Below are 12,180 nucleotides of genomic sequence, written 5' to 3' on the forward strand. Positions count from 1 at the left end.
TTGTTATTTTAAGTCCGCGTAAACAGTTTCTGCATTTTGGTTCTGAGCTTTAATCTCCGTTCCGTCTTTAAGTGCTGCCACTCCTTCCAGAACAATCTGATCTCCGGTCTGCAAACCACTTTTTACGACATAATAATTTCCTGCCGTATTTTCTAAAACTGTAATATTTGCATTTTTCGTTTTACCATCTTTTCCAACTACCACAGCAAACAATTTATCCTGAAGTTCAAAAGTGGCGCTTTGAGGAATGATTATCGCTTCGTTAACTTCATTCGGAATTCTGACTGTAGTACTGTTCCCGCTTCTTATGATGCTTTTCGGATTGGAGAAACGTGCTCTGAACGTAACCGAACCTGTTTCTGTATTGATTAATCCGTTTACCGTTTCGATACGTCCTTTTTCGCTGTAAGCCGTACCATCGGAAAGAAGCAATGAAACCGGAGGCATTTTTTTAATTTTGGCTGCCAGTGAAATTCCCGGATCTGTGTTTTGAGTAAAATTTAAAAGTTTTTTTTCATTAACCGCAAAATAAGCATACACGTTTCCGATACTTGAAACTGTTGTCATAGGGTCAGTCGTGTTTGAGCTTACTAAACTTCCCATACGAAACGGAATAGATCCCACAACTCCGTCAACAGGACTGGTTACAGTAGTATATCCCAAATTCGTTTTCGCATTTACCAGACTGGCATTGGCCTGTGCCAGTGTTGCCAGAGCCGATTCATAAGTATATTGTGCCGATTCCAAATCGTACTTACTAATGATTCCTTTTTCAACCAATGGTTTTACTTTATTTACAGCCAGTTTTGCTGCACTTAAGTTTGCCTGAGCGCTTTTTATACTTGCGGCTGCTGTACGAACTTCCTGCTCATATTCCGGAGCACTTATTTTAAACAAAGCTTGTCCGGCTCGAACCACTGCACCTTCATCAACAAAAATCTTATCAATGTACCCTTCAACCCGAGGGCGAATTTCTATATTTTGCTGTCCCTGAATACTGGCAGGATAATCTGTATATAAAGTCGCCGATTTAGGTTCTAAAGTCAGCGTTTTATACTCTTTAACTTGTGGTGCACCTCCGGCCTGAGCCGCTTTATCATTTTTGTTTCCACACGAAGTGATGATAATAGATGCTGCTAGAATACTTAAAAAAGATTGCTTGTTCATTTTTATGGAATGTATGATTATCTATTTATTAAGGAACAAAAGAACTGAAATAGTACATGCGAAAATTTTACAATAGACGAAAAGCCTGCTGCAATCGATAAAGATTAGATGAGAACCGATGGAAGATGTTCCCTTATAAATAAGTATTTTTGTAATAGTCTCGTCGGCTCTAAAATGGTTTTTACGGATTGTGAATCTGTTTTGGGCGATTGGTTTTATCAACTGTTCAAATAAAATGTAATATTGCCCTTAAAATCACAACTTACAATGGCAACCCACTTTTTTAAACCCTTTATGTCTACCGGATTACACATCCTGGCCTGGGTATTATTAGGATATATGCAACTGTTTTATATACCACTTACCTGGAATATTGCACTTCCTCAAATATTCTGGTTTTGGCAATCTATTGTCCTGGTCTTTATTCTTGCGATTTTCTACTACAATGCCAAGGTAATTGTTCCTAAAACAATCATTAAGGACAAAATAGGCCCATTCTTATTGTGGGTACTCTGCATCATTTTTGCTATGCAGCTACTGTCGTATTTTTATAACCTGAATACCGATTTACATAATAAACTCGCAGCGCTTATACGATTTAAAAGATACAGAAACACTTATTTCGATAACTATATTTTTAGTCTCACCTTATTAGTTTTAGCAATCAGCACCAGTTACGCTATGCTGCTACATTGGCAAAGAGCTGCACAGCACAAGCAAAAATTGGAACAGGATAAAACAATGGCCGAATTGGCAATGTTGAAAGCGCAAATTAATCCGCACTTTTTCTTCAATTCGCTTAACAGTATTTACTCGCTTACCTATACCAATATCGAGGATTCTCGTAGTGCTCTCCATACTTTAAGCCGAATGATGAGATACCTTCTTTACAGCACCGAAGGCGAACGAACGACCTTATTAAAAGAAGTTGATTTTATGAAGGATTTTATTGCTTTGATGAAACTCCGTGCCAATAGTAAACTGACTATCACAGGAGATATTCCGGAAAAAATTCATGACTATCCGATTGTTCCGATGCTGTTATTACCTTTGGTTGAAAATGCCTTTAAACACGGTGTACATGCAACAGACAAAAGTGAAATTCATTTTATACTGAAGCAAAATAAAACCCATCTTGAATTTGAAGTCGTAAATACCTTTTTTGAAAAAACAGCTTCTACAGAACAAGGAGGAATCGGGTTAACCAATACCAAACGTAGATTGCACCTGATCTATCCCAACAAACATACTTTGACCGCCGGTATTGACCAAAACGGAAAGTATAAAGTAAACCTGCAAATAACTTTAGAACAATGATTGTATTAAAATGTATCGCAGTAGATGACGAACCGCTAGCTTTAAAACTGGTGGAAACCTTTATAGAACAGACTCCTTTTTTACAACTGGCTTGTAGCTGTGATAATGCCGTAGAAGCCATGAGTTTGATACGGGAACAACAGCCGGACATTGTTTTTCTGGATATCAATATGCCGAATTTAACCGGTATGGAACTCGCCCGCCTTTTACAGGAACAACCTGGCTCTTTACCCAAAATTATTTTCACGACAGCTTACAACCATTATGCTATTGAAGGTTATCGTGTAAATGCTGTTGATTATCTTTTGAAACCCTTTAGTTATGAAGAATTTTTAAGGGCTGCCAACAAAGTTTTACAACTGTCAGAAGAAGCATCCGGTCAATTTCAAACGATTACAGCCGATGATGAATTTATTTTTCTGAAAGTTGAGTACCAGTGGGTTCGAATTTCATTAAAAGACATATTGTATATCGAAAGTCTGAAAGATTACGTAAAAGTACATCTTGAAGATTCTCAAAAAGGATTAATGTCTTTGATCTCCTTAAAAGCGTTGGAAGAAAAATTACCTTCCTTAAAATTTATGCGAATCAATCGGTCTTTTATTGTTGCACTCGATAAAATAAATGCCATAAGCAAGAATTCAATATTTATCAATAAAACCGAAATAACAGTTGGTGAGCAATACAAAGAAGCCTTTAAAACCATAGTAGACAAATGGTTGAAATAAATTAAAAAAAATAATATCATGCAAAAAAGATCCAACAAATATTATCTGACTCTAAGCTTAAAGGAATATGCAAACGGTGAAACTGAACCTGCAAGAGAACTGGGGATAGAATTTGATAACCACGATGAAATATTTGGTATCATCGAAAAAATAAAAGAAAAAAACTTGTTTGAAAATCCATACGAAGCCACACAATTTGCGCTTGGTCTAAAACTATTTAGCGAAATCAAACTGAAGCATCGTAACAACCCTCTTTTTGATGAACTCAATGAAGTATTTCCTGTTTTTATGAAAAAGCTAAAAAGTTTGTAGCTTAAAGTATCACGCGTAATTTATTTTAACACATAGAAACATAGATTGTATGTTTACAAAAAAGGCTGAAACGTTATTATTTCAGCCTTTTTTATACAAAACTAAAGAATCAATTAATTACAGTTCTCCATTTCGATAATCGAAAATCCCTGTTTAAGAATCTGACTTTCCACAGCCTCAGGAGCTTTGTCAATATGACAAAATTTACATTCTTTTGAGGTCAACGGCTGACCTTCCTGTGCTACTGTTTTAAGATACATTTTACCATATTCAAAAATCTGACTTTCATCAACGGTACGTTCGTCAACCAGAATATCAAAATGCATTACTCCTCCGTCTTTTCGGGTTACATAGGTATCCCACACTGCTATCTTCATACTTATTTACGTTTTACAAATCACATCTCACAGTGGATCTATCCAATCACATCCGCAATAGAAGCACCAAAATTAATATGAAGCACATTCCCGTTTGGTGTGACCAAAGCCGGAACCGATTGCAATCCTGCTTTTTGAGCTTCTGCAATTCTGGATTTATCGATACCCAGATTAACAACTTCAACCTCAGTAGGGTTAATTAAACTTAAAATATCTTGTTCTGCACTAATACAAACCGGACAGCCGGCATGATAAAAAATTGATTTACTCATTTTAATTTGTTTTAAATTTGACTTTATTGTCCGTACAAAATTACTGCGCTTCAGGATCAGCTAAATAATCCAGTTTTTTCATTTATAGTCCTAATCTGGTCCAGTTTACATCCAATCTGGACTATTACTTATACTAAAAACTGGATCTTTTAAATAGATTTCCGTACCTCTACTTTTGTCCTCATGAAAGAAGATGTGATATTTAATTTGAAACAGGTACATCAGCGTATTGAAAATGCCTGTAAAAATTCTGGCAGAAATGTGTCAGATGTCAGACTATTACTAGCTACTAAAACTGTTACAGCAAATAATATTCAAATTGCGATCGAAGCGGGAGAAACACTTATTGGCGAAAATAAAATGCAGGAATTACGCGATAAGAATCCGGTATTAAGGAATTTTAAAATAGAGCGTCATTTTATTGGTCATCTTCAAACCAATAAAGTAAAAGATGTTCTTAAGTACGTAACTTGCATTCAGTCTCTTGACCGATTAAGTTTAGCCAATGAACTAGACAAACAATTACAGAAGGAAGGGCGAACGCTCGATGTTTTTATTCAGGTAAACACTTCTTTTGAAGAAAGTAAATTTGGTTTACCTCCAACAGAAGTGATTTCATTCATTCAAAAAATAAAACGTTACGAAACCTTAAAAATAAAAGGTCTAATGACCATTGGATTATTAGATGTAGAAAAAGAAAAAATGCGTCCGTCTTTGCGTTTACTGCGAAAAATCAGGGATGAAATTTATGCCGTTGAACTTGAAGGGATCCCTAATTTACAACTTTCAATGGGAATGTCGCAGGATTTGGAACTGGCTATTGCTGAAGGGTCAAATATAATAAGGGTTGGAACTGCAATTTTCGGGAATCGCTTTTTAGGAAAAGAAATCTGGAACGAAAATATTGCAGAATAAAGTCTAATTTTGCATCAAATAAAATCTCAAATGAATCTGTACGAACTTGTTGTAAACGATACTGAAAAAATAGCACTGGATGATTTACTTTTCAGCCCGGAGAATAAAGCTACACTCCTTCAGACCATAAAAGAACATAAATATATCGAGGAATTAAAAAAGTACAATCTAAAGGTAGATCATAAAATACTATTGCATGGGCATTCTGGCTGTGGCAAAACCACTACTGCAAAAGCCATTGCCAATGCTTTAAATAAGAATATCGTAATCGTTAACCTAAGTACTATCATCGATTCGAAAATTGGTGAAACCTCCAAAAATGTAAAAGCCATATTTGATAAAGCAATTCGTGAAAGAGCCGTTTTATTTTTGGATGAATTTGATCAGATTGGTAAAAGCCGCGACAGTCAGGACAAAGATGTTGCGGAAATGAAACGCCTTGTTAATACTATAATTCAACTGATTGATTATCTTCCGACAGACAGTTTACTTATTTGTGCAACCAACTATTACAGTAGTATCGATACAGCTTTGCTTAGAAGGTTTCAAATCAAACTAAAATTTGAAATGCCAAATGAAGAAGAACTGAATCGCTATTATGATAAATTACTGACCGATTTTCCAGTTCATCTTCAGGAAATTCCACTTAAATACAACATATCCTATGCCGAAGCCAAAGACTATGTTCATACCACAATGAAAAAACAAATCATTGCCGAACTGGAACTACAGGAGCAGCAAAAAACAGAATCAGTAGAGAATATTGTGGACTGTTAAAAAACATTTTGTTTATTAACGATAGCAACTCCTCAGTTTTCAAACATTGTATTGCAAATAGAAGCATCATTTTATTATAGGTGTTCGCAACGACTAAAAATGGGCTGAAAGCCCAAAAGCATCAACATAGTGCAACGCACTATGACCTAAACTAATGCTATCTATAGCCCTGGAAGAGCGAGAGCAGACAGGAATAATATTGAGTTTTTAATAAAGAACTTCTACTTTAGAAAATTCTTTACAAAATTAAGACAAGTGTTTTTTTTTCTTTTGGGGGTCTTGGCTTACGCCCTTTCAGGGCTTGGGCATTCATCTCCATTAGTCATGATGCTTCGCAACATGCTTTTGCTAAGGCTCTTTCAGAGCAATAGGTTTCGAATACTTAGGATTGGTTATTTTTTTAGAGCAACCTGGCTTTCATTCTTTCAGGGCTTAGACAATCATCATCATTAGTCATGATGCTACGCAACATGCTTTTGCTAAGCCTCTTTCAGAGCAATAGGTTTCGAATACTTAGGATTGGTTATTTTTTTAGAGCAACCAGGCTTTTATTCTTTCAGGGCTTAGACAATCATCATCATTAGTCATGATGCTACGCAACATGCTTTTGCTAAACCTCTTTCAGAGCAATAGGTTTCGAATACTTAGGATTGGTTATTTTTTTTAGAGCAACCTGGCTTTCATTCTTTCAGGGCTTAGACAATCATCATCATTAGTCATGATGCTACGCAACATGCTTTTGCTAAGCCTCTTTCAGAGCAATAGGTTTCGAATACTTAGGATTGGTTATTTTTTTAGAGCAACCAGGCTTTCATTCTTTCGGGGCTTAGACAATCATCATCATTAGTCATGATGCTACGCAACATGCTTTTGCTAAGCCTCTTTCAGAGCGAACGGTTTCGAATACTTATATCTTAAAGATCGTACTATATTTCGTAGGCTACTAAAAATTATTCTGGTTATCGAAGTTCGTAACTCCCTAGAATTCTAGCGTTTTATTGAAAATAGAAGCATCATTTTATTACTTCTTATTTATAAAATTATTTCATTCTAATATAAACACTTGAAACGACTAAAAATGGTCTGAAAGCCCAAAAGCATCAACATAGTGCAACGCACTATGACCTAAACTAATGCTATCTATAGCCCTGAAAGGGCGGAAGCAAACAGAAAATAATATCGCGTTTTTAATAAAAACCTACCACTTTAGAAATACCATAAAAAAATACCTCAGTAAAAATGAGGTATTTTTTTATGAGTGTGGAATCCTTAAAAATTAAGCTTTCACTTTTCTTTTTACGGTACAGCCAATTTCTTTTGTTTGGGTAATTGCCGGTTTTTGATTACTTTTTAATGCAGTAATCACATCTTCGGCATATTTTACTTTTTCGGTTTTAGTTCCTTCGGGATCGTTATCGATTGCTCCCACATACTCTACAACATTTCCTTTAGCGGTTTTAGAAACAATAAAAAGATGCGGCGTGCGCTTTGCTCCGTATTGATCGGTAATTTTTTGTCCGTCATCAAATAAATAAGGAAATGGATACTTTTTATCTTTCGCTAAGTGTTGCATTTTCTCATAAGAATCCGCTTTTGAAGCTTCCGGATCATTTGGATTAATCGCAATTACAGGATAACCTTGTGCTTTGAACTTTTTATCCAGTTCAATTATTCTTTGTTCATAAGCCACTGCATACGGACAGGTATTGCAGGTAAAAACAACGATATATCCTTTTGCTTTTGGAAAACTTGCAAAAGAAACTTCTTTTCCGTCTACGTTTTTCAATTTGAAATCCGGAGCGGTCTCCCCGGCTTTAAGTGTTGTGGTCTGAGCCTGAGAAAGCATAAGACTAAACAAAAACAAAGTGACAGTGATAATAAACTTATTCATAATTTACAGTTTTTTATATTCAGTTAATAATTGGTCATAGGTAAATTCAGATTCTATAAATTTTCTTTTATCTTCTTTAATAAATAGTGTTGCCGGAATACTTCCCGACCAACCAGGATCAATACGATCAATATATTCTTGTGGACTGCTTTCGTTTAACAGAAAAACTTCATTTTTCAGGTTTTTCCTTTTGACAAACGGAATTACGTTCGAATTTAATTTTGATTTAAAATCGACACTTACCAATAAAACAGCTAATTTATCTGATTTATAATCAGCTTTCAGCTTTTCAAAATGAGGCAGTTCTTTAATGCAGGGAGCGCACCAAGTAGCCCAGAAATTAACGACATAAGTACTGTCTTTTCCGTTCTTAATTCTTTCGTTTAACTGATCTATATTCAACAGTTTTACATTTTGACTATAACCACTCACTGACAAAACAAATAAAACAAGAATTCTTAAGACGTTGATTTTCATATCCGTTAGTACTATTTTTATTTTTGTCTTACAAATATAAACGAATGCCAATTTACTTTTTGTTAATAAAAGTTTAATGATTCCGGCAAAATTTTCTTTTGGTCAAATTCACAAAGCTGTAAATTGTAACAAAACAGTAAAAAATTCGTCATACCACAAAACCAAAACCTATGGATACCAATCAGAATACCAGAAACTTAAAAGATTTCGAAGTCAATATCAGAATAAAACTTGCCTTTCTCTGGACAGCAGTAACTTTGTGTTATTTATATGGAGATTATTTTGAATTGTACATCCCCGGAAAAACAGCCGGACTTGCAAGTGGTGACAATTTGCTAAACAGTCCAATGAAATTACTTTCTGCAGCTGTTTTACTCGCTCTGCCTCCTCTAATGATATTATTATCTATCTTTTTAAAACCAAAAATAAATAGATTTCTCAATATTTTATTTGGAATATTCTTTACCTTGATCATGCTGCTTATTGCGACTAGCTCACTAACAACGTGGAAAAGTTTTTATGTTTTTCTGGCCCTTTTTGAAAGTATCATTACGACCATAATTGTAATTCTGGCGTGGAAATGGCCAAAGGCAAATTAATCAAAAAAAAATATTAGAAGTCTTATAATAAATTGGGAACTATAGAAGTCTACTACTTTCTTATTGTTAAATTTACATCGTTAACAAACAGAAGTGCTTCCATATTACTCATATTCGTCATTGATAAAACACCGTTTTTATTCTCGTTTACCCCATTAATTCTAAAACAATACTCATCTCCGTCCTTATCCATCAAGGTCAAAAATTCAACACTATCATCAGAATTATTCTGACAGCTGTTTGAAATAGTGTATCGGTACATTACTTTGAAGGTATTTTTATCGTAGTTAAAAACTTTTCCGTCTGCGGTAAATACCCATCTTGTATTTCTATTTGCGTCGGCAAACCAGGTTCCTACAATTCGTTTAGCCGAAGAATCCTGACTTTGATTGTTCCCGGAGATTGTAGGGATTTGCAATAACAACAAAAAAATTAGTAATAGCTTTTTCATAATTTATATGTTTTAGTAGTTTGCTTTGAGTAGACTTTCAAAATACCCTGAACTATCCTTGAGAAAAAACCTCCAATTGCTTAAAAACCGGAATTAAAGATGCTCCTTTCTCAGATAAATTATATTCTATATGCAATGGTTTTAACTGGATTACCTTTTTATCTAAAATTCCAAAATCTTCCAGTTCACGAAGTGCTGTCGCAATAGATTGTTTATTAGCTCCTTTTATTTCTCTTAAAAGTGCATTGAAACGTAAAGGACCATTAACAGCCAACAAAAAAATCTGTGGTTTCCATTTGCCGGAAAGCAATTTTAGAAGCCCTTCTGCAGGACATTCCTTCTCTATTTCTGATTTATTTTGTGTAGTCATATTTTTTAGACTAATTGACTTGTGATTATAGATGAGCGAACTTTACAGTAAAATTAAAAAAAATTAAAACTGAAGCGTAAATTTAAAACAGTTATTTATGAAAAGACTGTCGCTATTACTAATTCTGATTTGCAGTATAAACTGTCAGTCGCAAATAAATTCAAAAATGAGTACAAGCAAAACAAATCCATTATTATGTGATCCCGAAACCGGAACATGCGAAATGCCAGCTAACGAAAAAACAAATAAAAACAACACCATTCCGACAGAAAATAAACCTGTAAAAATTATTTATTACACAGATCCGATCTGTTCTTCCTGCTGGGGAATTGAGCCTCAATTGAGAAAATTAAAACTCGAATACGGTACTTATATTGATATTGATTACCGAATGGGTGGTTTACTCCCGGATTGGTCCTACAATAGCGGGGGCATAAGTAAACCGTCAGATGTAGCACATCATTGGGATGCCGCAAGTTTACATTACGAAATGCCGATCGACGGAAATGTATGGATCGAAAATCCGCTCGATTCTTCTTACCCGTCTTGTATCGCTATGAAAGCAGCACAAATTCAGAGCAAAGATAAAGCTGTAAAATTCATGCGAATTCTTAGGGAAAAATTATATCTGGAAAAGAAAAACATCGCTAAATGGGAAAACATTTCTGAAGCTGCCAGTCTTGCGGGACTCGATACGAAAAAGCTAAAATCAGACTATGAAGGTGATGCCAAACTTCTTTTTCAGGAAGACCTGAATTATGCAAGAACCCTTGGCGTAAGAGGCTTTCCTACCCTGTGTTTCTCTGACGGAACTAACAATCAGCTAACGGTTTATGGTTCTAAACCTTATGCTTCTTATGAAAATGCGCTATTAGCTTTGTATCCTGAAGCCAAAAAGAAAAAAATTGCCAATGAAAATCCATTATCCCTTTTTGAAATTTATCCGACTCTTGCTCCAAAAGAATATGCAGTCCTATTGGATATTTCTTATGACGAAGCGAAAGACATTTTAGAAAATTTATTTAAAAATGGAGAATTGAATAAAAAGTCTATAAAAAATGGGGTGCTTTACAGTCCCGATAAAAACCAATCATCGGAATAAACACTTAAAACAACTCTCAAAGTTTTTTTTCGACATAAATCGCAGAAAACTCTAAAAATTTTGCTAAATATACCCCTTAACCGTTAAGAAATTAAACTTAACGGTTATTTTTGTAAATTAACAACTGGAATGAAATTGTATAATAAAAAAACAAAACTATATAATTGTAGTAAACAGAATTGCAGTAATTTTAGAACATTAGTTATTGTCATATACAATAGACTTGCGGGTTCTATTTTAGTCATTATGTCGCAATTTCCTTATAGTCCTTCTATAATTATAAAATTTTGCTAAATGATGGGCACGGTTATAATCTGGCAGGATTTTCGCTTGTTTCTTGAACAAGTATTTGCGGGAATCTTTTTTGATTGCAATTAAAATAAAAAACGAAACGGATAGTAAAAGTTATCTGTATAAATAACAAACAAGTTTAATTAAATAAATTAGTATAATCATGGAAAAATTAAATTTTATAGATCCTCTATTACACGGAATTACCCCAAAACCAGCCTCTAAGCTTTCTGTAAAAAATTTGATTTTCGCAGGTGTAGGAACACTTTTAGCAGGTGCTCTTTTAAAAAAAGCGGGACAAAATAAAACCGCAGCAGTAGTTGGAAGCCTTGCTGTACCCTTATTGGCAACAGCTTGTTACAAACAAATTTCGAAAACTACTAAAGCCAAAAGAGATCGTAACGTAAGTAGTGGTATCGAATACAATCATTAGGTTTCGTTTGTTTCAGGTTTTGATCCTGATAACTATCGAACTTATTTCAATATATATAAAAGTTTAGCCACGAATTCATGAATATTGCTTTGTTTCATCAAACAATCTTCATGAATTCCAGGCTATTTTTTTTAGCTTAAAACCGGAACAAAATTCTACTATATATTAATATTCCCTTCCACCCAATTTAGTGCTTTATTAAAGGATTCTCTTTTAAAACCATGAAATTCACCGGGAACGATATGATTAAATCCATTAGTAAAAGAAATAATCTCTTCAGAATCTGAAATAATAGCGGCTCTATTCCACTTTCCAAGATGTTTTAATCCCAGTAAAGCTTCTTGCAGCCATTCGCCTGATGTAAAATTTTCGATATCAGTATCCAATACCAGTAAAAAGTTGATTTCGTTGGTTTGCTTTACTAAATGCTCTACTGCGGGAATCACTACATTTAGAAAATCTCCTGTTGTTAGCGCTGCCAATGCCCGAAAAGCGACAATATTGTCTGTTGTATCAATTTGATGTATCATAGCTATTTTATTTTGAATGTTTATTAATCCTGACTTGTTATCTTTCTCACATCTGAATAAGAGATCTTTCCAAAATACTTACAGCTTACATTTCAAATAGCATATACTCCCATCTCTATATACTTTTTACATGCCAAAATCTCCTAAACAACAAAGGTACAAAGGTTTACA

16 protein-coding genes are annotated in these 12,180 nt (G+C 34.5%); 8 read left to right on the forward strand and 8 right to left on the reverse strand.

The window, feature by feature from the left end; all coding sequences use genetic code 11:
- Window positions 1–3: 3 nt before the first annotated feature.
- Window positions 4–1,167 (reverse strand): efflux RND transporter periplasmic adaptor subunit, encoded by a 1,164-nt coding sequence (locus OGZ34_RS17250; RefSeq protein ID WP_263361062.1) that lies wholly within the window; start codon window positions 1,165–1,167, stop codon window positions 4–6.
- A gap of 267 nt (window positions 1,168–1,434) precedes the next feature.
- Between OGZ34_RS17250 and OGZ34_RS17255 the strand changes: the two genes are divergently transcribed.
- From OGZ34_RS17255 to OGZ34_RS17265, 3 genes are read left to right on the forward strand one after another with little or no spacing between them, the layout of a single operon-like run.
- Window positions 1,435–2,484, forward strand: a complete 1,050-nt coding sequence (locus OGZ34_RS17255) for a sensor histidine kinase (RefSeq protein WP_263361063.1) — start codon at window positions 1,435–1,437, stop codon at window positions 2,482–2,484.
- Window positions 2,481–3,212: a LytR/AlgR family response regulator transcription factor gene (locus OGZ34_RS17260; protein WP_173965176.1), complete on the forward strand. Its 732-nt coding sequence runs from the start codon at window positions 2,481–2,483 to the stop codon at window positions 3,210–3,212. Before OGZ34_RS17255 ends, OGZ34_RS17260 begins: the two co-directional genes overlap by 4 nt.
- An 18-nt stretch (window positions 3,213–3,230) precedes the next feature.
- A complete protein-coding gene (locus OGZ34_RS17265; protein WP_173965175.1) occupies window positions 3,231–3,524 on the forward strand; it encodes a DUF3861 domain-containing protein in 294 nt (97 codons plus the stop codon).
- A gap of 113 nt (window positions 3,525–3,637) precedes the next feature.
- Here OGZ34_RS17265 and OGZ34_RS17270 read toward each other — a convergent pair whose 3' ends face one another.
- Both OGZ34_RS17270 and OGZ34_RS17275 read right to left on the reverse strand, forming a co-directional pair.
- On the reverse strand, window positions 3,638–3,901 hold the full coding sequence (locus tag OGZ34_RS17270; protein WP_263361064.1) for a DUF2024 family protein: 264 nt from the start codon (window positions 3,899–3,901) through the stop codon (window positions 3,638–3,640).
- Window positions 3,902–3,939: 38 nt separating this feature from the next.
- Window positions 3,940–4,173 carry a thioredoxin domain-containing protein gene (locus OGZ34_RS17275; protein WP_173965173.1) on the reverse strand — a complete coding sequence of 78 codons (234 nt, stop codon included), beginning with the start codon at window positions 4,171–4,173 and terminating at the stop codon, window positions 3,940–3,942.
- A gap of 183 nt (window positions 4,174–4,356) precedes the next feature.
- On the opposite strand from OGZ34_RS17275, the gene OGZ34_RS17280 reads away from it, so the two are divergent.
- Both OGZ34_RS17280 and OGZ34_RS17285 read left to right on the forward strand, forming a co-directional pair.
- Complete coding sequence (locus OGZ34_RS17280; RefSeq protein WP_263361065.1) at window positions 4,357–5,088, forward strand: YggS family pyridoxal phosphate-dependent enzyme; 732 nt, start codon at window positions 4,357–4,359, stop codon at window positions 5,086–5,088.
- A gap of 30 nt (window positions 5,089–5,118) precedes the next feature.
- Complete coding sequence (locus OGZ34_RS17285) at window positions 5,119–5,865, forward strand: AAA family ATPase (protein ID WP_263361066.1); 747 nt, start codon at window positions 5,119–5,121, stop codon at window positions 5,863–5,865.
- A 1,276-nt stretch (window positions 5,866–7,141) separates the two neighbouring features.
- Here the strand turns inward: OGZ34_RS17285 and OGZ34_RS17290 are convergent.
- Entirely contained in the window at window positions 7,142–7,756 is a 615-nt protein-coding gene (locus OGZ34_RS17290; RefSeq protein ID WP_263361067.1) for a thioredoxin family protein, read from the reverse strand.
- A 3-nt stretch (window positions 7,757–7,759) separates the two neighbouring features.
- Window positions 7,760–8,233, reverse strand: a complete 474-nt coding sequence (locus OGZ34_RS17295; protein WP_173965169.1) for a TlpA family protein disulfide reductase — start codon at window positions 8,231–8,233, stop codon at window positions 7,760–7,762.
- 170 nt (window positions 8,234–8,403) lie between these two features.
- Here OGZ34_RS17295 and OGZ34_RS17300 point away from each other — a divergent pair, with 170 nt between their 5' ends.
- A complete protein-coding gene (locus OGZ34_RS17300; RefSeq protein WP_263361068.1) occupies window positions 8,404–8,832 on the forward strand; it encodes a DUF6326 family protein in 429 nt (142 codons plus the stop codon).
- A 52-nt stretch (window positions 8,833–8,884) separates the two neighbouring features.
- On the opposite strand, the gene OGZ34_RS17305 is transcribed toward OGZ34_RS17300, so the two are convergent.
- Together OGZ34_RS17305 and OGZ34_RS17310 are read right to left on the reverse strand one after the other, a co-directional pair.
- Entirely contained in the window at window positions 8,885–9,283 is a 399-nt protein-coding gene (locus tag OGZ34_RS17305) for a hypothetical protein (protein ID WP_246253175.1), read from the reverse strand.
- Window positions 9,284–9,335: 52 nt separating this feature from the next.
- Window positions 9,336–9,653: a winged helix-turn-helix transcriptional regulator gene (locus tag OGZ34_RS17310; RefSeq protein ID WP_173965167.1), complete on the reverse strand. Its 318-nt coding sequence runs from the start codon at window positions 9,651–9,653 to the stop codon at window positions 9,336–9,338.
- A gap of 166 nt (window positions 9,654–9,819) precedes the next feature.
- Between OGZ34_RS17310 and OGZ34_RS17315 the strand changes: the two genes are divergently transcribed.
- Together OGZ34_RS17315 and OGZ34_RS17320 are read left to right on the forward strand one after the other, a co-directional pair.
- Window positions 9,820–10,755 carry a DsbA family protein gene (locus OGZ34_RS17315; RefSeq protein ID WP_263361069.1) on the forward strand — a complete coding sequence of 312 codons (936 nt, stop codon included), beginning with the start codon at window positions 9,820–9,822 and terminating at the stop codon, window positions 10,753–10,755.
- A 454-nt stretch (window positions 10,756–11,209) separates the two neighbouring features.
- The gene (locus OGZ34_RS17320) at window positions 11,210–11,479 is read left to right on the forward strand and encodes a PrgI family protein (RefSeq protein ID WP_173965165.1); all 270 of its coding nucleotides are present in this window, start codon (window positions 11,210–11,212) and stop codon (window positions 11,477–11,479) included.
- Window positions 11,480–11,637: 158 nt separating this feature from the next.
- Here OGZ34_RS17320 and OGZ34_RS17325 read toward each other — a convergent pair whose 3' ends face one another.
- The gene (locus OGZ34_RS17325; RefSeq protein WP_263361070.1) at window positions 11,638–12,009 is read right to left on the reverse strand and encodes a SpoIIAA family protein; all 372 of its coding nucleotides are present in this window, start codon (window positions 12,007–12,009) and stop codon (window positions 11,638–11,640) included.
- Window positions 12,010–12,180: the final 171 nt, after the last annotated feature.

Origin of the sequence: Flavobacterium collinsii, assembly GCF_946903285.1 — a bacterium.
Classification (GTDB): Bacteria; Bacteroidota; Bacteroidia; order Flavobacteriales; family Flavobacteriaceae; genus Flavobacterium; species Flavobacterium collinsii.